Source organism: Promicromonospora panici, assembly GCF_900608595.1.
Lineage (GTDB): Bacteria > Actinomycetota > Actinomycetes > Actinomycetales > Cellulomonadaceae > Promicromonospora > Promicromonospora panici.
In genome coordinates, this window is sequence record NZ_UWYY01000012.1 from 142,729 (window position 1) to 164,810 (window position 22,082).

20 protein-coding genes and 3 pseudogenes are annotated in these 22,082 nt (G+C 69.3%); 15 read left to right on the forward strand and 8 right to left on the reverse strand.

The window, feature by feature from the left end; genetic code table 11:
• Nucleotides 1-154: 154 nt before the first annotated feature.
• From EW117_RS15580 to EW117_RS15605, 5 genes are all read right to left on the reverse strand, one after another.
• Nucleotides 155-730 (reverse strand): NUDIX hydrolase, encoded by a 576-nt coding sequence (locus tag EW117_RS15580; RefSeq protein ID WP_242504317.1) that lies wholly within the window; start codon nt 728-730, stop codon nt 155-157.
• Between the two features lie 177 nt (nt 731-907).
• A complete protein-coding gene (locus tag EW117_RS15585) occupies nt 908-1,102 on the reverse strand; it encodes a serine hydrolase (RefSeq protein WP_129787628.1) in 195 nt (64 codons plus the stop codon).
• Nucleotides 1,103-1,354: 252 nt separating this feature from the next.
• A complete protein-coding gene (locus EW117_RS15595; RefSeq protein WP_242504318.1) occupies nt 1,355-2,935 on the reverse strand; it encodes a phenylacetate--CoA ligase family protein in 1,581 nt (526 codons plus the stop codon).
• Entirely contained in the window at nt 2,932-3,960 is a 1,029-nt protein-coding gene (locus EW117_RS15600) for a hypothetical protein (RefSeq protein WP_129787629.1), read from the reverse strand. Before EW117_RS15600 ends, EW117_RS15595 begins: the two co-directional genes overlap by 4 nt.
• 74 nt (nt 3,961-4,034) lie before the next feature.
• Nucleotides 4,035-4,970 (reverse strand): AraC family transcriptional regulator, encoded by a 936-nt coding sequence (locus tag EW117_RS15605; protein ID WP_207211889.1) that lies wholly within the window; start codon nt 4,968-4,970, stop codon nt 4,035-4,037.
• Between the two features lie 206 nt (nt 4,971-5,176).
• On the opposite strand from EW117_RS15605, the gene EW117_RS15610 reads away from it, so the two are divergent.
• The 4 genes from EW117_RS15610 to EW117_RS15625 all read left to right on the forward strand — a co-directional run bounded on the left by EW117_RS15610 (nt 5,177) and on the right by EW117_RS15625 (nt 9,437).
• A complete protein-coding gene (locus EW117_RS15610; RefSeq protein WP_242504319.1) occupies nt 5,177-6,517 on the forward strand; it encodes an ABC transporter substrate-binding protein in 1,341 nt (446 codons plus the stop codon).
• 78 nt (nt 6,518-6,595) lie between these two features.
• Entirely contained in the window at nt 6,596-7,591 is a 996-nt protein-coding gene (locus EW117_RS15615) for a carbohydrate ABC transporter permease (protein WP_242504320.1), read from the forward strand.
• A complete protein-coding gene (locus EW117_RS15620; protein ID WP_129787631.1) occupies nt 7,591-8,403 on the forward strand; it encodes a carbohydrate ABC transporter permease in 813 nt (270 codons plus the stop codon). The genes EW117_RS15615 and EW117_RS15620 overlap by 1 nt, the downstream gene beginning before the upstream one ends.
• A complete protein-coding gene (locus tag EW117_RS15625) occupies nt 8,403-9,437 on the forward strand; it encodes a zinc-dependent alcohol dehydrogenase (RefSeq protein ID WP_129787632.1) in 1,035 nt (344 codons plus the stop codon). Before EW117_RS15620 ends, EW117_RS15625 begins: the two co-directional genes overlap by 1 nt.
• 79 nt (nt 9,438-9,516) lie before the next feature.
• On the opposite strand, the gene EW117_RS15630 is transcribed toward EW117_RS15625, so the two are convergent.
• Nucleotides 9,517-10,563 carry a LacI family DNA-binding transcriptional regulator gene (locus EW117_RS15630; RefSeq protein WP_207211890.1) on the reverse strand — a complete coding sequence of 349 codons (1,047 nt, stop codon included), beginning with the start codon at nt 10,561-10,563 and terminating at the stop codon, nt 9,517-9,519.
• A gap of 130 nt (nt 10,564-10,693) precedes the next feature.
• On the opposite strand from EW117_RS15630, the gene EW117_RS15635 reads away from it, so the two are divergent.
• Nucleotides 10,694-12,097 (forward strand): family 43 glycosylhydrolase, encoded by a 1,404-nt coding sequence (locus EW117_RS15635; protein WP_129787633.1) that lies wholly within the window; start codon nt 10,694-10,696, stop codon nt 12,095-12,097.
• A 167-nt stretch (nt 12,098-12,264) separates the two neighbouring features.
• Here EW117_RS15635 and EW117_RS15640 read toward each other — a convergent pair.
• Nucleotides 12,265-12,534 (reverse strand): annotated as a pseudogene (locus tag EW117_RS15640) (XdhC family protein); the annotation flags it as partial.
• 10 nt (nt 12,535-12,544) lie between these two features.
• On the opposite strand from EW117_RS15640, the pseudogene EW117_RS15645 reads away from it, so the two are divergent.
• From EW117_RS15645 to EW117_RS15665, 5 genes and pseudogenes are all read left to right on the forward strand, one after another.
• Nucleotides 12,545-13,440: pseudogene (locus tag EW117_RS15645) on the forward strand (helix-turn-helix transcriptional regulator).
• A 77-nt stretch (nt 13,441-13,517) separates the two neighbouring features.
• On the forward strand, nt 13,518-14,003 hold the full coding sequence (locus EW117_RS15650) for a lipocalin-like domain-containing protein (protein WP_129787634.1): 486 nt from the start codon (nt 13,518-13,520) through the stop codon (nt 14,001-14,003).
• 88 nt (nt 14,004-14,091) lie between these two features.
• The gene (locus EW117_RS15655) at nt 14,092-14,943 is read left to right on the forward strand and encodes an LLM class F420-dependent oxidoreductase (protein ID WP_129787635.1); all 852 of its coding nucleotides are present in this window, start codon (nt 14,092-14,094) and stop codon (nt 14,941-14,943) included.
• Nucleotides 14,944-14,989: 46 nt separating this feature from the next.
• Nucleotides 14,990-15,655 carry an SDR family NAD(P)-dependent oxidoreductase gene (locus EW117_RS15660; protein ID WP_129787636.1) on the forward strand — a complete coding sequence of 222 codons (666 nt, stop codon included), beginning with the start codon at nt 14,990-14,992 and terminating at the stop codon, nt 15,653-15,655.
• Nucleotides 15,656-15,692: 37 nt separating this feature from the next.
• Nucleotides 15,693-16,820: a PQQ-dependent sugar dehydrogenase gene (locus tag EW117_RS15665; RefSeq protein WP_129787637.1), complete on the forward strand. Its 1,128-nt coding sequence runs from the start codon at nt 15,693-15,695 to the stop codon at nt 16,818-16,820.
• Here the strand turns inward: EW117_RS15665 and EW117_RS15670 are convergent.
• Nucleotides 16,817-17,392: a helix-turn-helix domain-containing protein gene (locus EW117_RS15670; protein WP_129787638.1), complete on the reverse strand. Its 576-nt coding sequence runs from the start codon at nt 17,390-17,392 to the stop codon at nt 16,817-16,819. The genes EW117_RS15665 and EW117_RS15670 overlap by 4 nt on opposite strands.
• Nucleotides 17,393-17,652: 260 nt before the next feature.
• Between EW117_RS15670 and EW117_RS15675 the strand changes: the two are divergent.
• From EW117_RS15675 to EW117_RS15695, 5 genes and pseudogenes are all read left to right on the forward strand, one after another.
• A pseudogene (locus EW117_RS15675) lies at nt 17,653-18,039 on the forward strand (MFS transporter); the annotation flags it as partial.
• 47 nt (nt 18,040-18,086) lie between these two features.
• Nucleotides 18,087-18,878: a DUF1684 domain-containing protein gene (locus tag EW117_RS15680; RefSeq protein ID WP_129787640.1), complete on the forward strand. Its 792-nt coding sequence runs from the start codon at nt 18,087-18,089 to the stop codon at nt 18,876-18,878.
• A 134-nt stretch (nt 18,879-19,012) separates the two neighbouring features.
• Complete coding sequence (locus tag EW117_RS15685) at nt 19,013-20,230, forward strand: extracellular solute-binding protein (RefSeq protein WP_165362710.1); 1,218 nt, start codon at nt 19,013-19,015, stop codon at nt 20,228-20,230.
• A gap of 3 nt (nt 20,231-20,233) precedes the next feature.
• A complete protein-coding gene (locus tag EW117_RS15690; protein ID WP_129787642.1) occupies nt 20,234-21,181 on the forward strand; it encodes a carbohydrate ABC transporter permease in 948 nt (315 codons plus the stop codon).
• Nucleotides 21,178-22,059, forward strand: coding sequence for a carbohydrate ABC transporter permease (locus EW117_RS15695; protein WP_207211891.1), 882 nt, complete (start codon nt 21,178-21,180; stop codon nt 22,057-22,059). The genes EW117_RS15690 and EW117_RS15695 overlap by 4 nt, the downstream gene beginning before the upstream one ends.
• Nucleotides 22,060-22,082: the final 23 nt, after the last annotated feature.

Consider the following 22,082-nt stretch of genomic DNA (forward strand, 5'->3'; position numbering starts at 1 on the left):
AGAGGAGCGATTCGGATATCGCCGATATCGGACGGGATCGCCGACATAAAAATGCCGCGGCAAGTCGATGGATATCGACGCAATGCCACGCAAAAAAGGACACTTTCACCCTCTATACAAACGATGAGAGGCATGTCCTGCCGCGACGGTCGCGTCAGTCGTCGAACTGCTCACCGAGGTGGCGTACCTCGCCGTCCCAGCCGGCCACGAGGTGGTCGACGACGTCCGGCAGCTCCGGAGGGAACACCTCCAACGGCTGGTCGCGAAGCTCCGCCGCCGTCAGCCAGGCCACCTCGTCGAGCAGCTCCCGCTCGGCGTCGGTCCAGCCGTCGGCGTTCACCTCGACGGCGTGCGGTGTCCGGGCCAGGAAGAACACCTCGTACTGGCGGCACGTCTCGGCGTAGAACTCGAAGATCCCGGTTCGCGTGAGCACCGGGCCTATCAGGTCCTCCGCGGCCAGCACGATGCCGACCTCCTCGCGGGTCTCCCGCAGCGCGGCCTGCACCGGGGTCTCCCCCGGGTCGATGCCGCCACCCACCGTGAACCACCAGGAACGTTCGGGCTGGTTCACGTCGTGCCCGCGCATCACGAGTGCGCGGCCGTCGTCGTCCATCAGGATCACGCGGGCTGCCGAACGCTCCCGGATGCCGTCCGGCCCCGGCACCCAGTCGTCACCGAGCGACGTGCTCGACGACGAAGCGCCGGGCCCCATCTCGGCGGCGGATGTCACCAGCCCCGCTCCGCCGGCCGGACGGGCTGCGGCTCCTCCGCGAGGTTGATCAGAACGGTCGCTACGCCAGGTCATGCGATGACGATACGTGGACACCACTTGCCACCATCGTCAGCAGCTCCGGCCAGGACTCCTGGAGCAGCTCGACAACGGCTCCCGACCCGAAGGTGCAGCTGCTCAGCACGGGAGATCGTCACCCAGGTATCGGCGCACCGGGTCCTCCAGGCGCAGCGTCCCGGACACGACCTGCCGCATGACCGCGAGTGCGGTGAAGCTCTTGCTGCCGCTCTGCGGGGCGGCGCGCGGGGTGCTCGACCAGGGCGACGACCCGCGCGGACATGAAGCGAGCCGTCCGGACCGGCGTACCGCCACGAGTGACCTCGGTGACCTCGACGATCCCGCGACCCTGCGTCACCTCGACCCGCCGGCCGGCACGGGTGGCTTCGACCTCATAGGTTCGAGTCGCTCCACCGGCGTCGATGACGACCTCGACACGATCACCCCTCATAGTGACCCTCCCTGGGCCGAGCGCTGACGATCAGGCGACGAATGGACGTCGGACCCGGATCATCCGCTACCTGGTACAACCGGAGGTCGGCAGCTGGTCATCCCGCGGCACAGTGGTCACTCCCGGGTGACCACGTGCGAGAGGTCGACCTCCCACCGGTCCAGGCCGCCCTGCGGGAGCTGCCAGACGTACTCGTTCTTGAGCTTGCCGCCGTCCTCGGCGAACGGTCCGGTGTGGTGCCCGTAGAACGCGACGGTGGGGAGCGTGCCCTCCGGCGCGGTGCGGATCCCGTTGTTGAAGTCGCCGTTCCGGCGGCGCAGCTCGTCCGCCACGAACGCCCTGAACCGTGCCTGGTCCAGGGAGGCCGCCGACGTCGCGCTCTCAGTGAGCTGGATCGCGATGTGGAGCTGTCGGTCGCCGTTATGGTCCTCGTAGCTGATCAGGCGGTGGTTCTCGACCGCCTCCAGCAGTTCGGGGTCGCTGTAGATCACGTCCCGGAGGGCGTCGGGTCCGACGACGGCGCCGTTGTAGTCTACGGACATGTCGGAGCGCCCGTAGTGGAACAGGAGTGGAAGGTCGAGGAACTTCTCCTCGATGACCTGCTCGTGGCCGAGCTCCCTCAGGACCGGCAGGAGGTCGCGCATGCGCAGCACGTGACCGCGGTCGTGGATGTTGTACCGGATGCGCGGGTTGATGTTCCGGTCGCGGACGATCGTGACGACCAGCTCCCCGTCGTCGTTGGTCTCCAGCAGATAGTCGAACGGGTTGAACTGGAAGATCATGGGCAGCACGCCGTACTCGCCGGTCTTGGTCAGACGGTCGGACAGGCGCTGGTCCTCGCTGATCGCGCGCCGCAGCGCGACCGTGAAGTCGGTCTCGATACTGAGGTTGATCTCGAGGTCGCTGGCCCCGTAGGAGCCGAACACGCTGTGGGCGTAGCGCAGGATGTGCGAGCGCATGTTCTCGCTGATGCCCTCGCCGCCGAACGCGGCCACGATGTCGTAGTCCGCCCAGTTCAGCCGGTCGTCCTCGAACAGTGACTTCAGGAACGGCGGGTAGCTGGTGATGATGTAGGTGTAGTCGGTCCCGAACTCCCTCATCGTGTTGATGATCTTGTCCTTGTCCGGCCCGCACGACTTGATCATCGTGATCTCGGTCAGCGACGTCGTGACGTTCATGCCGGTCGCCCACGCCCCGAGGGAGAACGCGTTGAGCAGGAAGGGCTGCTTCCGCAAGGTGGACGCCGTCCGCGCGAAACCCACCTGGAGCAGCTGACGCGTAGCGGCCCGCTCCTCACGCCCCCTGACCCAGCTCGTGGGCATCCCGGAGCTCCCGGAGGACTCGTCGACGACCACACCGCGACGGGGCAGCCGGCCTCCGACACACCGTTCGCTGACGCTCCACCGCTTGATGTACGAGTCCTTGTCCATCTCCGGGACCGCCCGGAGCGCCTCGGTCAGCGAACCCGTGAAGACCAGGCGGTCACGGCGACCATGCTCCGCGAGGAAGGCGCGGTAGGCGGGCACCTGCCGTGCGGCGAGCTCGAACGTGCGCCAGGCCCTGAGCCGGCCCAGCCACCAGCGCAGGGGCTCGATCCCCGGACCGAGGAGCAGCTTGTGCGTGTGCACGCTGTGCGTCAGGGGGCGGACCACGCCGTCGACCAGGGCCACGAGCGAGAAGGCGAGGAGACGCTTCATGCGCCGGCTCCGATCAGCATCGATGTGGCAGGACGACGGTGCGCCACGGGCGGGGTCTTGCTGTATCCGAACCGGAAGAGCATCCAGGCCATCCGGCTACCGCCCTCGTCGGCGGCCACCGCCGAGGCGAAGGCACGGTGCGAGCCGGGGTTGGTGATGACCGTCCCGAACGGGTGCAGCCGGACGCCGTGGGCGGTGAGCTCCAACCAGAGCCGCATGAAGGTGCGGCCCGCCTCGATGTAGTCGGACGGGTTCGCGAAGGGGCCCTCCAGCCAGCCGAGCTGACGGACGCCGCGCATGGTGTTCAGGTACATGGTGCGGACCGCCCCGCCGATCACCGGTGCGTCCCACAGGCCGCGGTGCGTCATCGCGAACCGGAGCAGGCTGCCCGGCATCAGCATCGCCTCGGCGCTCAGGCCGTCGGCCCTCTGGCGGGCGTCCTGCTTGCTGAAGCGCAGCCACGCCATGATCTCGTCGTAGACCGCGTCGTTACGGAGGTCGGAGAACAGCGTCGCCTGGTTGATGTGCACCAGCCTGCGGACGGTCGAACGGTCGGAGGTGGTGCGGAACGTGTGCCCGCCGGCGTCCGCCACGTCGGACGCCGCCGCCACGACCTCGGCCGGGACCGGCCGCGCGTCATACGGGCGGCGGGACGTGCCGCGGACTCGGAACAGCTGCAGCCGGGCGACATCGTCCGCGGTCGCCGTCCGGGGTGTGAGGGTCACCGTTCCCAGGAAGTGCAGGCGGTCCGGGCTCCCGAAGTCCATCTCGCTGTGGTCGAGGTTCTCGGCCACGTCGTAGCCGAGCCCGCCCGCGACCGTGCGGAGCGACTCCAGGAAGACCCCCGCGCAGACGTGCCCGAAGGGGATGCCGAAGGACTCGGCGGGCAGACCCAGGTCCAGGTCGTAATAGACCTCGGCGGTACGGGAGTCGACGGGCCGGACCTTGATCGGCTGCGAGTTGTGCGGGGACGGGTAGTAGCGGGCATCCTCCACGATGCTCAGCCACGGTTCAGCCGGGTTCATCAGGTGCATCTCCGTTCGGCACGCCGTCGGCCGCCGTCGGACAAAAGGTAGTGCAGTGGCGAACGCGGCGGCACCTATATGACGGCTGCCGCAGGCGCTCGCCGCTCCCGCTGCCGGTACTCGCGGGGCGTGACGCCCGTCTCCGTGAGGAACTGCCGGTTGAAGTTCGACAGGTTGGTGTAGCCGACCTCCTCGCAGATCCGGGCCACCTTCAGGTCGGTAGAGACCAGCAGGCGACAGGCCTGGGAGATCCGGAGCCGTCGGACCACCTCGGTGAAGCTCAGCCCGCTGGCGCGCTTGAAGTGCTTGGAGAACGACGGCTGGGACATGTAGGCCAGCTCGGCCGCGCGCTGTGCGGTGATGGGCCGCCGGAGGTCCTGGAGGATGTAGGCCAGGCCGGCTTCGACGGCGGCCACGCTCTCCTGGCTCGTGGAGTCGGCGATCCAGGTGCTGTTGATGCGGAGCACTTCACTCTCGGGCGCTCCGCCGAGGAAAGCCAGGAGCGTGTAGAGCGCGCCGATGCGCGCGACCCCGGTGCACCGGCCCACGTCCTCGACGAGCTGGGCGGCCTGCCGACCGGTCTCCCCGACGAACTCGATGCCCCGCTGGGACAGCTCGAGCAGCCCGGTGACCTCCGCGAGCTCGGGAATCACCTTGATCGAGTCGCGCAGCCAGTCGGGATGGAGCTGGATGACGACGTCGCGGTTCACGACGACCTCACCCGGGGCGAGGTCGCTCATCCAGTCATGTGGCACTCCGCTGCCCACCATGGCGACGTGGCCCGGCCCGAACCGGCCGATCTGGTCGCCGATGATGTAGCTGCCATGGCTGGACCGGATCAGGTGGATCTCGTACTCGGGGTGCCGGTTCCAGCGGGCGACGTCCGTGGGGTAGTCGTGCTGCTTCCACCGGAACGACTGCGTCGGCGGGACGGAGATGAGCTCGAGCGTGGCGGGCTGCGAGGTCACCCGCTCGAGCTCGGCCGCGTAGGCGGGGTCGGAGGCGACCACGGCCAGTCCTTTCCGTCGTCCTGTGGAATGAAAGTATCAGTATCTGTTCAGGATCGGCGTAGTTTCAACGACGCGAGGCTGCGACTGTCGTATTCCGACCACATCGCATGACCACGAGTTCGGGTCTGGGCCGAGCGCCACCGACGGCTGCTTCACCATCCTCAGGCCCTCGAACGGTCAGTGCCATGAGTGACATAGGAGTACTCGTGAAGGCCAACCGACGCACGTCCCTGATCAGCGTCACGCTGTTGGGCACCTTGCTGGCGACATCCGCCTGCTCATCCTCCGGCGGCGAAGCCGGAGAAGACGTCACCCTCACCATCGCCACGGTGAACAACCCGCAGATGCAGGACATGGAGGAGCTGAAGAGCCACTTCGAGGCGGACAACCCCGGGATCACCGTCGACTTCGTGACCATGGAGGAAGGGGACCTGCGAGCGGCGGTGACCGCCGACGTCGCCTCCGGCGCCGGCCAGTACGACATCGTGACCGTCGGCGCCTACGAGGTCCCCCAGTGGGGCGCGCAGGACTGGCTCCTGGACCTCACGGAGCCCCTCGAGTCGGACGCCGAGTACGACGTCGACGACATCCTGCCCCCGCTGCGGGACGCGCTCTCGGTCGACGGCCGGCAGTACGCGGTGCCGTTCTACGGGGAGTCGTCGATCCTCATGTACAACAAGGAGATGTTCGCCGAGGCGGGCATCGAGATCTCGAACAACCCCACCTGGCAGGAGGTCGCCGAGTACGCGGCCGAGCTGGACACCGACGAGCACGCGGGCATCTGCCTGCGCGGCAAGCCCGGCTGGGGCGACCTCTTCGCACCCCTGACCACCGTCGTGCAGACCTTCGGCGGCAACTGGTACGACGAGAACTGGGACGCCCAGGTCAACTCGCCCGAGTTCGTGGAGGGCGTCGAGTTCTACGTCGACCTCCTCAACGAGCACGGGCAGGCGGACCCGGTGTCCTTCAGCTTCACCGAGTGCCTGAACCTCCTGAGCTCCGGCAAGGTCGCCATGTGGTACGACGCCTCCGTCGCCGCCTCCATCCTCGAGGACCCGGAGGCATCGGAGGTCGCGGGCCAGATGGGGTACACCCACGCGCCCGTGTCCGAGACCGAGGAGTCCGGCTGGCTCTGGTCCTGGAACCTCGCGGTGCCCAGGACGACGAAGAACGCCGAGGCCGCGACCACGTTCGTCAAGTGGGCGACGAGCAAGGAGTACCACCAGCTCGTCGGCGAGGAGCTGGGCTGGACCCGCGTCCCGCCGGGCGCCCGCACGTCCACCTACTCGATCCCCGAGTACGAGGAGGCCGCCGCCGCATTCGCCCCGATCACCCTCGAGGTGATGGAGAGCGTCGACCCGACGCACCCGGGCGTCGACCCGCAGCCGTACGTCGGCATCCAGTACGTCCCGATCCCGGAGTTCCAGGACGTCGGCAACCAGGTCGCCCAGGAGGTCGCTGACGCGATTGCCGGCCGCACCACCGTCCAGGACGCCCTCGACCGCGGACAGGGCATCGCCCAGACCGCCGGCGACCTGCAGAAGTAGTCCGCATCGACGGGTCGACGCCCCTGGTGCACGCCGGCACGAACACCGGCGTGCACCAGGGGCCCGGCCGGAGGCTCCATGACCAGCAACTCTGAAACGACCACACCTCCTAGCGGCCCCGCCGCTGACGCGAGCACCGCGCGGACGCCCCTCGGGATGTGGAACAGCAAGCCCCGTCAACCGGTCGCCGGTGGAGCGGCGGCGAAGCAGACGGCACGGCTCGCCCGCGGCCTCGTCCTGCCCGGCCTGATCTTCACGATCCTGCTGACCCAGATCCCGTTCGTCGTGACGATCATCTTCTCGTTCCTCCAGTGGAACCAGCTGCGCCCCGACGAGATCCGCTTCACCGGCTGGGACAACTACGCCGTCGTGTTCACCGGACCGGACTTCCTGAGGTCGCTGCTGGCGACCGTCACCATCACCGGCTCCGCAGTGCTGCTGTCGCTCCTGCTCGGCCTGTTCCTCGCGGTGCTGCTGGACCGCAAGTTCCGCGGACGCGGTCTGGCGCGCACACTCGCCATCACCCCGTTCCTGGTGATGCCCGCCGCCGCGGCACTCGTGTGGAAGTGGCTGATGCTCGACTCCAACGTCGGCATGGTCAACTGGTCGCTCGGGCTGTTCGGGATCGACCCGGTGCAGTGGAACACGAACTACCCGTGGGTCACCATCGTCATGGTCCTGGTGTGGCAGTACACGCCGTTCATGATGCTGATCCTGATGGCAGGGCTCCAGAGCCAGGGCGGGGACGTCCTGGAGGCGGCGGCCGTGGACGGCGCGGGACCCGTCCGGGTCTTCTGGTCGCTCACCCTCCCCCACCTGCGTCCGTACGCCGAGATCGCGACGCTCCTCGGGTCGATCATGCTGCTGCAGGTCTTCGACCCGATCGCGATCATGACCAAGGGCACCGGCGGCACCAAGACCCTGTCCTACCTGCTGTACGAGCGGGCGTTCATCGGCCTGGACATCGGCCAGGCCGCGGCGTTCGGCGTCGTCGCCGTCATCGTCACCATCGGTTTCGCCATGATCACCCTGCGCAGCGTGTTCTCCATCTTCGTCGAAGGGAAGGTGCGCTGATGCGGGTCTTCAAGGAAAGTCTGGTCACCAGCCTCACGTGGCTGATCGTGCTGCTCTTCTTCTTCCCGATCGCGTGGATGGTGTTCACGGCCCTCAAGTCGGAGAACGACGCCGCGGCCATCCCGCCCCGGTTCGACGCCGCGCTGAGCCTCGACCAGTTCCGGGCCGTGATCGACACGGGCATCGGGGACTACCTCACGAGCTCCTTCATCGCGAGCGTCGGCTCGACCGTGCTGGTCCTGGCGCTCGCGATCCCGGTGGCCTACGGGCTGAGCATCCGGCCGATCGTCAAGGTCCGGGACGTGCTGTTCTTCTTCATCTCGACGCGCTTCCTGCCGGCCGCGGCGTCCATCCTGCCGATCTTCATCATCCTGAAGACCATCGGAGCGCTGGACAACATCAACGTGATGCTGCTGCTCTACGCCGCGATGAACCTGCCCATCGCCGTCTGGATGATGCGCTCCTTCTTCAGCGAGGTGCCGGAGGAGATCGTCGAGGCCGCGCGCCTCGACGGAGCGAACCTGCGCACCGAGCTGGTCCGGGTCGTCCTGCCCATCGTGCTGCCGGGCGTCGCCGCCGTCGCGCTGATCTGTTTCATCTTCGCGTGGAACGAGTACTTCCTCGCGAACCTCCTCACGACCGTCGAGGCCCGGACCGTGCCGCCGTTCCTGGCCAGCTTCGTCTCCGGCCGCGGACAGTTCCTCGCCATTCTCTCGGCCGCCTCGACCCTCGCCGTCCTTCCGGTGGTGCTCGCCGGCTGGCTCGCCCAGAAGCAGCTCGTCCGCGGCCTGGCGATGGGGGCGGTCAAGTGATGATGTTGCGCGCCGTCGTCGAACCCGGGACGGGCACCCGGCTGCACCACACCACCGTTCCGACCCCAGGGGACGGCGAAGTGCTGGTCCGCAGCACACTGGTCGGGATCTGCGGGTCCGACACCCACGCCCTGGCCGGCCACCACCCCTTCCTGACCGGCCCGTACGTGCCGGGCCATGAGGCGATCGGCGAGGTCGTCTCCACCGGGCCGGGCGTCGACGGCCCTGTGCGACCGGGGCAACGGGTGCTGCTCAAGCCGAACGTGGCGTGCGGCACCTGCCTCAACTGCCGCGCCGACCGCACCAACGCCTGCGAGACCCTCGCCTGGGTGGGTTGTGATCCCTCCGATGCGCTCCCGGGCGCCATGGCCGACTACTTCGTCGCTCCTGCCAGGAACCTCTACGCCGTGCCGGACGGACTGAGCGACGAAGCGGCGGCCCTGGTCGAGTGCCTGGCCACCCCGGTGCACGCCGCCCGGATCGCGGGCGACCTCAGCGGCGCACGCGTGGTCGTCCTCGGGGCCGGGACGATCGGGCTGCTCTGCGTGCTCGCCGCGCTGCACGCCGGGGCTGCCTCGGTGGTCGTCACGGACATGGAACAGAGCAAGGTGGACCGCGCGAGACGTGTCGGGGCGGCCGGCGGGGTGATCGCGACGTCCGAGCGGTTGCCCGACGAGGTCCGCGAGCTGCTCGGCGGACCGGCCGACGTCGTCTTCGACTGCGTGGCGAACGGCCGCTCCCTGGACCAGGCGGTCGGCCTGCTGCGCCGGGCCGGAACGCTGCTGATCGTCGGCGTACCTCCCCGGCCCGACCCGATCAATCTCCCGCTGGTCCAGGACTGGGAGCTGCGTGTGCAGGGCTGCGCGGCTTATACCGAGGCGGACATCGTCACGGCCCTCGGTATCGCCGTCGACGGCGGGCTCCCGGTCGACGAGATCGTGTCAGGCACCTACGAGCTCGGCCACATCGCGGAGGCCTTCGCCGCTGCCGGAGCGGACACCTCGGGGAAGGTCATGATCTCCATGGCCAGGTGAGCCGTTCGCCCGCCGCACCTGGGGTGGCTCATGTGCGGCGGGTGGGTGCCGGGCGATCGGTTGTCAAGGAGCGGTGTCGCTAGACCCCGAGGCGGGCCTGGGCCGTGCTCGCCCGCTCGACCAGGGCGGGGCGCACGGTCACGGTACGGTGACGGTGCTCGCCGGCCGGGGTGTTCAGCTCCTCCAGCAGCAGCGCTGCCGCGGCCTCGCCCATCTTCGCGCCTCGCAGCTCGACCGTGGTCAGCGCGACGGGGCCGCTCCGCGCCGACCGGTTGTCCTCACAGCCGACGACGGCGATGTCGCCGGGCACCTCAGCGACCAGAGCAGTGTGCAGGCCGTCCGCGATGCCGTTGCCGAGGTCGTCGGTGACCGCCACGACGCCGTCGGGGAGCGGGCGCCCAGTGCGGCCGGCGAGGGCGTGTGCGACCGCCTGGCCGCCCTCGAAGCGGAGCCCGTCGGCGTCGATGGTCTCCAGCGACACACCCTGCGCCTCAGCGACCGCACGCCGCACACCCGCGCGCCTGGCCCGGACCGGCTGGTACTCGTCGCGAGCGGCGACGAACGCGAGGCGCGTGCACCCCGTCTCGATGAGGTGCCGCGCGGCGACGTATCCGACCTGCTCGTTGTCCACCAGCACCGTGCAGCACTCGACCCCGGCCTGCTCGTAGTTGAGCAGCACGATCGGCCGGCCGTGTGAACGCATCCGCTCGATGCCGTCGAGGGAGTCCTCCATCGGCGAGAGCAGGACCCCTGCGACGCGAGCCTCGTCGAACAGGTGCAGGTAGTCGTCCTGCCGGCGCATGTCGCACGCCGCATTCCCCAGGACCAGCCGCAGCCCGACGCCGTCGGCGCCCTGCTGGGCACCGTGCGCCATGTCCACGTACAGCGAGTTGTCGAGGTCGGCCAGGACCATCCCGATCGAGCTCGTCGTGCCGGTCGCCAGCAGCCGGGCGGCGTCGTTACGCACGAAACCCAGCTCCGCGATCGCCGCCCGGACCCGCTCGGCGGTCGCCTCCGCGACCTTCTCGGGCCGGTTGATCACGTTCGAGACCGTGGCGATCGAGACCCCCGCATGGTGCGCGACGTCGAGCATGCTCGGGTTCGTCTTCTTCGGCGTCGCCGGCACCTCGTCACCTCTCTCGTTCGCCCTGCCCAGAGGGTATCTGCCGCCGACTCTGGTTTAAGCGCTTAATTCTCCGCTAGGCTGCGCCCGGCCGCACGGGCACGTGCGTGCCTCTCGCGACGAAGGAGTCGAGATGAGAGCAAACCTCCGGACCCGGCTGCGCGGCATCGCCGCCGCCCTGGGATCCCTGGCGTTCCTGCTGGCCGGCGTGTTCGCCGTCCCCACCACCGCCACCGCGCTGGAGGGCGAGATCAATCTCCACGACCCGAGCGTCATCAAGGCCGGCGGCTGTTACTACGCGTACTCGACCGGGTTCGAGAACGACCCGGCCAACCGCACGGGCTCGATCACGACCTACCGCACCTGCGAGCCGACGCCGGACCGCGGCTGGCGGAAGGTCGGCAACGTCTGGGAGTCCACACCGGCCTGGATCACCCAGGCGCACGGCGGCCAGACCCCGCCGAACATCTGGGCACCCGACATCAACTACATCGACGGTGAGTACCACCTGTACTACGCCACCGCGATCTGGGGCGTCGACCACGCCGCGATGGGCCTGGCGACGGCTCCGAGCCCCACCGGGCCCTGGACCGACCGGGGCATGGTCACGGACGTCAACTACCCGATCGACCCCGACGTGGTCCGCGGCGGGGACGGGCGCCTGTACCTGGCATGGGGCTCGTGGAACGGCATCTACATGCACGTGCTCGACGAGTCCACCGGCAAGCTCTCCACGTCCGACCACAACCTGTGGCGCATCGCCACGAACGTGGAGGGCGTCTCCATCGTCCGGGACGGCGCGTACTTCTACCTGCTCGCACCCACGGGCACCTGCTGCAGCGGCACCAGCAGCACCTACCACACCGTCGTCGGCCGGGCCACGTCCGTGGCCGGGCCGTACTACGACCGCGACGGACGGAACCTCCTCAACGGCAGCCAGACCGTGATCATGCGCGGGGCCTGGCCGCGCGTCGGCGCAGGAGGTGGCGACGTGTACACCGACGGCGGCAACCGGTACTTCGCCTACCACTACTACGACGCGGACAACGGCGGACGCGGGACCCTGGACATCCGCCAGCTCACCTTCGCCGCCGGCTGGCCGATCCTCGACGCCCCGCTCGGCAGGACCGACGCTGTCCTGCAGGTCAGGCACTCCTCGATGTGCGCGGACGTCTGGTTCGAGAGCACCGAGGCCGGGGCCGGGGTGAGCCAGGGCAACTGCAACGGCGGGGACAACCAGCTCTGGCAGACCACGCGCACCGGCAACACCTACCAGTTCCGCGCCACCCACTCCGGGCAGTGCCTCGCGATTCTCGGCAGCTCCACGACCCAGGGCGCCACCGTGAACCAGTGGACCTGCAACGGCGCCGACGACCAGAAGTGGGAGCGCGTCCCCGTCCTCGGCGCGTATTCCCTGCTCCGGAACGTCGCCACCGGCCAGTGTCTCGAGGTCTCGGCACACTCGACCACCAATGGCGCTGCGCTCAGCCAGTGGCCGTGCAACCGCGGCGACAACCAGCTCTGGCTCATGGACTGACCGGCACCCCTACGGCGTCGACGACGGACCGCACCGTCGTCGACGCCGTGGGCCTGAGCATGGGGGCCGGTCAGTTCACGTTCGTGACGGGTCGATAGCGGGCGCCATCCTGCGTCCTTGCGAGACGCGCCGCCGGGAGACCATCGGGTCTCCCGGCGGCGTACCCGTCAGGCCGATGCCTCGGTAACGCCTACCAGCGGCGGGGCGCTGTGGTGGATGGGGACTCCGGTGTGCAGCGGTACCCCGGTGCCACCGTGCCGGTGCGCGACGATCTCGGCGGCGATGGAGAGCGCCGTCTCCTGCGGGGTGCGTGCACCCAGGTCGAGGCCGATCGGTGAGTGCAGCCGGTCGAGCTCGTGGTCGGTCAGGCCCGCTTCGCGCAGCCGGGTCAGGCGTTCCTCGTGGGTGCGGCGCGAGCCCATGGCCCCGACGTAGGCCGTTCGAGTCATGGGCATCCGGGACGACATCCGTGAGTTCCTGACCACCCGCCGGGCCCGGCTCACGCCCGACCAGGTCGGCCTGCCGGACTTCGGCGGACGACGTCGGGTGCCCGGCTTGCGCCGCGAAGAGGTCGCCATGGTCGCGGGCCTGAGCGTCGAGTACTACGTGCGCCTGGAACGCGGCCACGCGACCGGGGTCTCCGAGGCAGTCCTGGAGGGATCAGCCGCGCCCTCCAGCTCGACGACGCCGAACGGGAACACCTCTACGCCCTCGTCCGCGCAGCGAACCAGGGCGCGCACCCGCAGCGACGCCGCACACGCACCAGGACCGACCAGATCCGACCCCGTGTGCAGCAGCTTCTCGACGCGATGGACAACGTGCCTGCCCTGGTCCAGAACGGGCGGCTCGACATCGTCGCCACCAACAAGCTCGGACGGGCCCTGTACTCCGAGATGTACGTACAGCCGCAAGGACCGGTGAACTTCGCACGGTTCGCCTTCCTCGATCCCCGCGCCGAGCCCTTCTACCGGGACTGGGAGAGCGCTAGCCGGCAGACCGTCGCGGTCCTGCGCGCCGAGGCCGGCCGCGCCCCGTACGACCGCGCCCTCAGCGACCTGGTCGGCGAACTCTCCACCTGCAGCGACACCTTCCGCACCCTCTGGGCATCGCACGACGTACGCGAGCACCGCACCGGCCTCAAGACCCTGACCCACCCCGTCGTCGGCGACTTGGACCTCGACTTCGAAGCCATGGACCTCACATCCGACCGCGGCATCCAGCTGATCGCCTACTCCGCCGTGCCCGGCTCGGCATCACACGACGCCCTCAAGCTACTCAGCAGCTGGACGGCGACGACCGTCGATGCCCGGAGCACCGACCAGAACGTCGCCGGCCGCAACTGACCGACCAGGGGTGCCCTGGCAGTACACCCCTCGTCAGGGACTCCCGCGAGCGCACCGGGGCCGGAAGGCTGACGAGCATGCTCAGCACGAAGAAGCTCCTCGCCGCCCCGCTGGCCCTCGGGCTCGCGCTCCTGATGACCGCCTGCACACCCACTGGGTCCGCCACGCAAACCGGGTCCGCCACGGAACCCGAGGAGACCGACCCGCTCACGGGCCAGTGGCAGATAACCTCGCTCGAAGCCGGTACCGAGGGCGACCTCGAACCCGTGCCGTACTCCGGTCAGATCATCTTCACGGAGGCCGACACCATGGCCGTCCAGGCGATGAACCCGGACACAGAAGCCCCGGACACGCCGTACACCGTGAACGGGTACGAGGCGTACTACGGGAACGTCGCGATCGACGAGGCCGATGGCACCTTCGAGGTGACCATCGAGTCCGCCGCGGTCCGCGACCTCATCGGGCAGAGCCTGACCCGGAACTTCGAGGTGTCCGACGACGCCCTCGTGCTGACGCCCGCCGACCCCGCCGAGGGCTGGCGCGTAACCTACGAGCGGTCCTGACCGCCTGAGGGGTCCTGTCCGGGCCTCCCACTACGGAGGCGGCGGGGCGTTTGATGAGTTCCGAACGGACACGAGAGGAAACCACACCGTGGAACTTGGCCTGCACATCGCCGACTTCACCTGGACCGGCAGCGCGCCCGCGCTCGGTCCGACCCTCGCGCAGCACGTACGCAGCGCCGAGCAAGCCGGCATCACGCGCGTCACCGTGATGGACCACTTCTGGCAGATCCCCGGCGTCGGTCCGGTCGAGCACGAGATGTACGAGGCGTACACGGCGCTCGGGTTCATCGCCGCGCACACCGAGAAGGCCCTGCTGCACACACTCGTCACCGGCGTGATCTACCGCGAGCCGGCGCTGCTGGCCAAGGCCGTCACGACCCTCGACGCCCTCTCGGGCGGACGGGCCGGCCTCGGTATCGGTGCCGCATGGAACGCCGACGAGTCCGAAGGGCTCGGGTTCCCGTTCCCGCCCGTCAGGGAGCGGTTCGACCGGCTGGAGGAGGCCATCCAGATCTGCCTGCAGATGTGGTCCGACTCCGAGGAGCCGTTCGAGGGGACGCACTACCAGCTCGGACGCACGCTGGACTCGCCCGGGCCGCTGCGCCGCCCATACCTGATAATCGGCGGTGGCGGCGAGAAGCGGACGCTCCGCCTGGTTGCGCAGTACGCGGACGCCTGCAACATCGGTGCCGGGCCTGAGGCCGGTCACAAGCTCGACGTGCTGCGCGCCCACTGCGACGCCGTCGGCCGTGACTACGACCAGATCGAGAAGACCGCCATGCTCACCCTCGACCCGCACGACGACGCGGACGCCCTGGTGCGCAACGCCGAGGAGATGCGCGAGCTCGGCTACACCGTGGCCTACGTCTACGCGCGCGACATCACCGAACCGGCGAAGATCATCGACACCCTCGCGACGGCGGCGGACCGGCTCCGTTGAGCTAGGCCTTGAGATCGTCGAACAGGTGACACAACGAAGGAGCAGCATGACCACCATCGCCATCGTGGGCGCGGGCCCGGGCCTGGGTGCCGCCGTCGCCCGCAGGTTCGGGGCCGAGGGCTTCGCGGTCGCCCTGGTCTCCCGCACCCAGGAACGCCTCGACCAGCTCGCCGCCGACCTCCGGGCTGAGGGCGTCACCGCCCGCGGTTACGCGGCCGACGTCCGCGACGCGGAGTCGCTGACCGCCGCGCTCGGCCGGGCGGCAGCGGAGCTCGGGACCATCGAGGTGCTCGAGTACAGCCCGATCCCGCAGCGGGAGTTCCTGCGGCCCGTCCTGGAAACGACCGTCGACGACCTGACCGCCGCGGTCGAGTTCTCCGTGCTCGGACCGGTCACCGCCGTCCAGCAGGTACTCCCCGGCATGCGGTCGCTCGGCCGGGGAACCTTCCTGTTCGTCAACGGCGGCAGCGGCGCCCGCCCCAACCCGAGGGTCGCGGGCACGTCGATCGCGTTCGCCGGCGAGAGCGCCTACGCCAGCATGCTCCACGACGTCCTGGCCGGCGAGAACATCCACATCGGCCAGCTGATCATCCCCGGCGCGATCCGGCCCGGGCACCCCACCCACGACCCGGCGGTGCTGGCCGACACCCTGTGGACGATCCACAGCGACCGGGGCGAGTTCCGGACGTTCGCCGACCAGCTCGACGCCTGAAGAACTGCCCCCAGAAGAACCACCGACAAGGAACCCGATGCGTCCCCGCCACATCCAGTCGTTGATCGCGATCGCCGCGGTGTCCTGCTTCGCCCTCGCGGCCTGCACCGCCGCGCAGACGCAGTCCGTGTCCCCGTCGGCATCGGCATCGGCTCCTGCAGCACCATCGACGACACCGCCGGCACCCTCCGGCGAGTCCGGCGGGGTGGTCCCCTCGGGTGAGCCCGTCGACGTCGTCACCGGGCTCGTCGCGCCCTGGTCCGTCGCCTTCCTCGGCGACACTCCCCTGATCAGCCAGCGCGACGACGGGACCATCCTGGAGGTCACGGGCGACAGGACCCGGGCCATCGGCACGGTCGCGGGCGTGGAGCACGTCGGCGAGTCCGGGTTGCTCGGGCTCGCGGTCGACGACCAGGACCGGCTCTACGCCTACTCCACAGGCCCGGATGGCAACCGCATCCAGCGCTACACGGTTACCGGCGAGCCCGGGTCACTGGCTCTGGGCGAGCCGGAGTCCATCATCGACGGCCTTCCCTCGGCCAGCTATCACGACGGCGGCCGCATCGCCTTCGGCCCGGACGGTCTGCTCTACGCCACCGTCGGAGACGCCGGACAGGGAGACACCGCACAGGACGTCGACAGCCTCGGCGGGAAGATCCTGCGCATGACGCCCGACGGCGACGTGCCGGACGACAACCCGTTCCCCGGGTCGCTCGTCTACAGCTACGGGCACCGCAACCCCCAGGGCCTCGCCTGGGCCGACGACGGAACCCTGTTCGCCGCCGAGTTCGGGCAGGACACCTGGGACGAGCTCAACATCATCACCCCCGGCGGCAACTACGGCTGGCCCGAGGTCGAGGGCATCGCCGGACGGGAGGACTACATCGATCCCGTCCAGCAGTGGAGCCCCGAGCAGGCCAGCCCGAGCGGCATCACCATCGCCGGCGGCACCATCTTCCTCGCGAATCTCCGCGGCCAGGTGCTGCGCGCCGTCCCGGTCGCCGACCCCACCACGTCCACCGACTTCTACGCCGGCGAGTACGGGCGCATCCGGGCCGTCATACCCGCGCCCGACGGCGATCTCTGGTTCCTCACCAACAACACCGACGGCCGCGGCACACCGACCGCCGGCGATGACCGCCTCCTGAGCGTGCCGCTCAGCTAGCCGGTGCGCATGTGGGTTCGTTGGCCCTGCTGCCCGAAGAGGATGAGCAGCTCCAGGGGGCGCGTCCCGACGTTGGCGATCGCATGCGGGGTGCGGGTGTCGAACTCGGCGGCCTCGCCCGAGCCCATCTCGAAGTCCTTGTCGCCGAGCGCGAGCCGCAGCGTGCCGCTGAGGACGTAGATCCACTCGTGCCCCTCGTGCACCTGTAGGTCGAGCTTCTCGGGTACCGACGACGGCACCGGGATCACCTGCTTGAACGCGTTGAGGCCGCCCGCCTCGCGGGACAACGGGACCCACACCACGCCCCGGCGATTGACCGGCCGCGGGTGGATACGAGGATCGCCTGTCGCCGGCGCCCCCACCAGGTCGTCCAGCGGCATCCGGTAGGCCCGGGCGAGCGGGAGCAGCACCTCGAGCGTCGGACGGCGCTGCCCGGACTCGATCCGCGACAGCGTGCTGACCGACATGCCGGTCAGCTCGGCGACCTGACCCAGCGTGGACCGCCGCTGCTTGCGTATCGCGCGCAGGCGCGGCCCCACGGCGTCCAGGACGGCATCGAGGTCATCAGCCATGCGCCCATCGTGACATGCGGCCCTTTGCGGTTCTGGCAAATCTCGGATCGATCCTGGCAACCAGCGGTTAGGGCTCATCAACACCCAGGCCCCGCCCCGGAGCCTGCGACGAGAGAGGACCGGCATGTCCGCCCCCACAACCAGCCAGGTGGATCGCCCCAGAACCGGGCGACGACGTTTCCCCTACGCCCCCGTCATCGTGCTCACCCTCATGCAGGTGACGCTGGTGATCGACAACAGCGTCGTGGTTCGGCGAGCGTGCGGTCGGGTCGGCCGGCATGGGCGGCCTCCTGCTCGGCCTGGTGTGGATGTCCCGCCTGACCCCGGACAGCGGCTACCTCGACGGCCTCCTCGGACCGTTCCTGCTGCTGGGTCTGGGCGCCGGTCTCACCGTCGCGCCGCTCACGGCGGTGATCATGCACAACGCACCGCGCGAGCACGTCGGGGCCGCCTCCGGCCTGAACCAGGCGATGCAACAGCTGGGCGGGGCCGTAGGTCTCGCGGCGCTGTCGACGGTCTTCGCCGATACCGCGGCCACCGCCGACACAGCGACGGGCATCTCTGCCGCGCTCACCGTCGCTGTCCTCTTCCCCCTCGCCGGCCTGCTGCTGTTCGCGGTCTGGGCACGGCGCATCACCGTCCCCTGAACACCTCGCCGTGCCCCAACCCACCATCCGAACCATGGGAGAACACGATGAAGAACACCCTTTCCAAGAACTACCGCACCGAGTGGAAGGCCTGGCGGTCGGGCTGGGAGCAGTGGCTCGTGGCGCCCCACAGCTGGCTGTCCGCCGTTGCCGTGAACTGGCTCGACGACACCCCGCGGCGGTTCGAAGCGACCCCGGGCCTGTGGTGGCAGGACGGCGACACCCTCATGGTCGACCCCGAAGGCACGTCCATGTCGTTCGACGGGACGGAGTTCACCCGGACCCGCGCTCTGCGCCTGGCCGAAGGGCGTGATGATCAGCGGGTGACCGCGGGCGACCTCGAGATCGGGATCACCTACCGCGAGGGCTACCACATCAACACCTACGACCCGAACGCGCCGGCGCGGAAGGCGTTCGACGGCGTGCCGACGTACGAGCCGAACCCCGACTGGATCATCACCGGCCGGTTCGAACCGTTCGGCGACGACCAGGCACTCGCCCTGGGCACCGTGGGCTGGCGCGAGCACGAGTACCTCTCGCCCGGCGTCGTGCACTTCGAGCACGGCGGTACCGCGTACGAGCTGCAGGTCATCGTCGGAGGCGGACACCGCACCACGGTCTTCGCCGACGCGACCAGCGGCGAGACGACCTACCCAGCAGGCCGGTCCCTCGACATCCCGGAACCTGCCGACGACGGCACGGTCACGCTCGACTTCAACCGCGCGCTGAACCTGCCGTGCGCGTTCGGCGACTTCTTCCCGATCTGCCCCACCCCGCCGTCAGGCAACCGCTACCCGTTCCGCATCGAGGCGGGCGAGATGACGCCCGCGACGAAGTAGGAGGCCCTGCTCGTCGTGATGGATTCCTTGACGGGCAATCAGGCGTCATATCTACTGGTCGCCCGGTGTTTCGATGACGCAACTCCAGGGGGTCTGGAATGAGCAGAGAGTCATCCGTTCGTCGAACTGCTTCGGTGCTGACAGTCCTGACCGCGGCCGTATCGCTCGCCGCCTGCGGCAGCCTCGGTGGCGGCACCAGCGAGGACGAGGACGACGGCGACGGCGTCATCACGTTCTGGCATTACTACGGCGACGCACACGGCGTTCCGCTGCAGGCGATGCTCGACAAGTACTCCGACGAGTCGGGTGTCGAGGTCGAGGCCCGCTTCATCCCCTTCGACGACTTCAACCGCACCCTGCAGCAGGCGGCGGCCGCCGGAACGCTGCCGGACATCGCGCTGATCAACGCCTTCGACACCACGCAGATGGCCGAGGCCGGCATCATCGAGGACCTCACCCCGTACGCCGAGGAGTGGGGCGAGCAGGACGCCTATTACGAGACCGGCTGGGAGTCGGGGCAGGTCGACGGTGCGACCTACGCGATCCCGCACCTGGCCGACGTCTACGCCCTCTACTACAACGAGGATGTCCTCGCCGAGGCGGACGTCGAGGTCCCGGAGACCTGGGACGAGCTAGAGGCCGCCGCGACGAAGATCACCCAGAGTGATGCGGCGCCCAACGGGCTGGCGATGTCCGGCATCGAAGGGGCGGAAGGAGCCACGGGCGTCCTGCTGCGCACCCTCGCGGCCGGGGGCGACCTCGCCGACTTCGGTGGGGAGGCCGGCGTCGCCGCCCTCGAGTCCATGCAGCGGATGACCGAGTCCGGAGGCCTGTCAGAGGGCTTCCTCACCTGGAACGAGGACGACGCCATGGCGGCCTTCACCAACGGAGAGGCCGGGATGGCGATCAACTCCGCGAGCGCCATCAACGTCATTCGCGAGAGCGCGCCCGACCTCGCCTGGAGCGTGGCGCCACTTCCCGAGGACGTCACCGAGGCGACCTTCCTGTCGGCAGAGAACCTCACGATCGGGGCGGGGAGCGGCGACGCGGACGCCGCCTGGGACCTCATCGAGTGGATGCAGCAGCCGAGTGAGCTCGAGGAGTACCTGCCCGCTCGCAACAAGCTTCCCGCGCGAGACGACGTTCCGGGAGCTGTGACCGACCCCGAGCGGGCGACGTTCGCCGACCAGCTCGTGAACGCCTGGGCACCGAACGGCGATATGGCCGCACGCTCGAACGAGGCGCTTACCCTCGTCCAGCAGGCGTTGCAGTCGGTGATCAGCGGCGCGGCCTCCCCTACCGACGCGGCCGCCGACACACAGGCGGCGATCGACGAGGCGATGGGTAGCTGATTCGTGACGGCTGCCGCGCCCGTGCACGTCGAGATTCCTCCGGGCCTGGCGCGGCCCGGCCGCCGAGGGCGCCGGGCACGACGGCTCCTGGCCCCGGCGCTCTTCGTGCTGCCCGCCGTGGTCTTCGTCGGGGCCACGGTCGTCTATCCGCTCCTGTACAGCGTGCTGCAGAGCTTCTTCGACGTCGGCCTGCGTGAGGTGGTCCAGGGCGGCGCGCGATGGGCCGGTCTCGACAACTACGTCGATCAGTTCGGCCGCTCCCGCTTCTGGTACTCGTTCTTCATCTCGATCGTCTACGCCGCGGGCAGCGTCGTACTCACCTTCGCCGCGGGCCTCGGCCTCGCGCTGCTGCTCCGCCGCGCCTTCCGCGGGCGCAACGTGCTCCGTGCCCTCATTCTCATCGCGTGGGTGCTGCCGACGGTGGTGAGCGCGAACGTGTGGCGGTGGCTGCTCGACGGCAGCTACGGGCTGCTCAACGCGGCGCTGCGCGCGGTCGGTCTGCTCGAGGGAGACCTCTTCTGGCTCGGCCGGCCGGTCACCGCGATCGCGGCGGTCGTCGTCGCCACCGCGTGGAGCTTCGCGCCGTTCGCAATGATCCTGCTGTCGGCGGGGCTCGAGGGGATCTCGAGGACGCTGTACGAGGCAGCCCGCATCGACGGTGCGTCGCCATGGCAGCAGTTCCGGTACATCACCCGGCCGCAGCTGCGGCCGGTGGCACTCGCCGCGCTGCTGCTCATCTTCATCTACACCTTCAAGACCTTCGACACGATCTTCCTCATGACCGCGGGCGGCCCCGGCGGAGCGACCACGACGCTTCCCGTCTACGCGTACAACGAGGCGTTCGAGTTCTCACGCTTCGATACCGCGGCGGTAGCGACCACGGTGCTCATGGTGGTTCCGATCGTGCTGTCGGTCGCGTACTTCCGAACCCTTCGGAAGGAGAACGCGTGAGTGCCAAGCGGATCCCCGCCGGCGCCGCGCCACCTGCCCGCGGCATCCACCGTGACCACGTGACCCGGCGCTGGCTGGCGATAGCCGGGGTCGTCGTCACGGCCGTCTACCTCGTCCCGGTCTACTGGATGCTCGTCACCTCGCTGAAGACGGGCGACTCGGTCTTCCGGGTGCCGCCGGACCTGATCCCGCTGCCGCCCACGATCGAGCCGTACGTGCACGCCGTGTTCGGCGACGCCGACATCGCGCGGGGTCTCACGAACAGCGCGATCATCGCCGTCGGCACCACCTTCCTCACCCTGGCACTCGCCCTGCCCGCCGCCTACGGGCTGGCGAAGTTCCGGCTGCGCGGTCTCGGCGTGGTGCTGATGCTGATGCTCGTCGTGCAGATGGTCCCGTCCATCAATCTCGCGCTCCCCATGTTCGTGCTGTTCAGCAGCATGGGGCTGGTCAACTCCTATGCCGGGCTGATCATCGCCAACTGCGCGCTGGCGGTGCCGCTGGCCGTCACGATCCTGCGGCCGTACTTCCTCACCGTCCCCGCCGAGGTCATCGAGGCGGCGAAGGTGGACGGATGCAACGAGCTGACGTCGTTCGCCCGCGTCGCCCTGCCGATCTCCACGCCGGGCGTCATCACCGTCGCGGTGATCAGCTTCCTCGGAGCCTGGGGCGAGTTCGTCTTCGCCCTCTCCCTCGCTACGAGCGAGCACATCCAGCCCATCACCATCGTCCTCGCCGAGTTCACGAACCAGGTCGGCATCCGGTGGAACGACCTGATGGCGGTCTCGGCGGTCGTCGCGCTGCCGGTCATCGCCGCGTTCGTCTTGCTCCAGCGGTACATCGTCGCCGGTCTCACTGACGGCGCCACCAAGACGTGACGCCCACGCACGAGAAGGGTTGA

Bases quoted from the DNA above. Each gene is read 5' to 3' on its own strand.
- EW117_RS15625 (WP_129787632.1), top strand. From the start codon at position 8,403: ATGATGTTGCGCGCCGTCGTCGAACCCGGGACGGGCACCCGGCTGCAC.
- EW117_RS15680 (WP_129787640.1), top strand. From the start codon at position 18,087: ATGAAGAACACCCTTTCCAAGAACTACCGCACCGAGTGGAAGGCCTGG.
- EW117_RS15665 (WP_129787637.1), top strand. From the start codon at position 15,693: ATGCGTCCCCGCCACATCCAGTCGTTGATCGCGATCGCCGCGGTGTCC.
- EW117_RS15600 (WP_129787629.1), bottom strand. From the start codon at position 3,960: ATGAACCCGGCTGAACCGTGGCTGAGCATCGTGGAGGATGCCCGCTAC.
- EW117_RS15660 (WP_129787636.1), top strand. From the start codon at position 14,990: ATGACCACCATCGCCATCGTGGGCGCGGGCCCGGGCCTGGGTGCCGCC.
- EW117_RS15650 (WP_129787634.1), top strand. From the start codon at position 13,518: ATGCTCAGCACGAAGAAGCTCCTCGCCGCCCCGCTGGCCCTCGGGCTC.
- EW117_RS15615 (WP_242504320.1), top strand. From the start codon at position 6,596: ATGACCAGCAACTCTGAAACGACCACACCTCCTAGCGGCCCCGCCGCT.
- EW117_RS15595 (WP_242504318.1), bottom strand. From the start codon at position 2,935: ATGAAGCGTCTCCTCGCCTTCTCGCTCGTGGCCCTGGTCGACGGCGTG.
- EW117_RS15620 (WP_129787631.1), top strand. From the start codon at position 7,591: ATGCGGGTCTTCAAGGAAAGTCTGGTCACCAGCCTCACGTGGCTGATC.
- EW117_RS15670 (WP_129787638.1), bottom strand. From the start codon at position 17,392: ATGGCTGATGACCTCGATGCCGTCCTGGACGCCGTGGGGCCGCGCCTG.
- EW117_RS15635 (WP_129787633.1), top strand. From the start codon at position 10,694: ATGAGAGCAAACCTCCGGACCCGGCTGCGCGGCATCGCCGCCGCCCTG.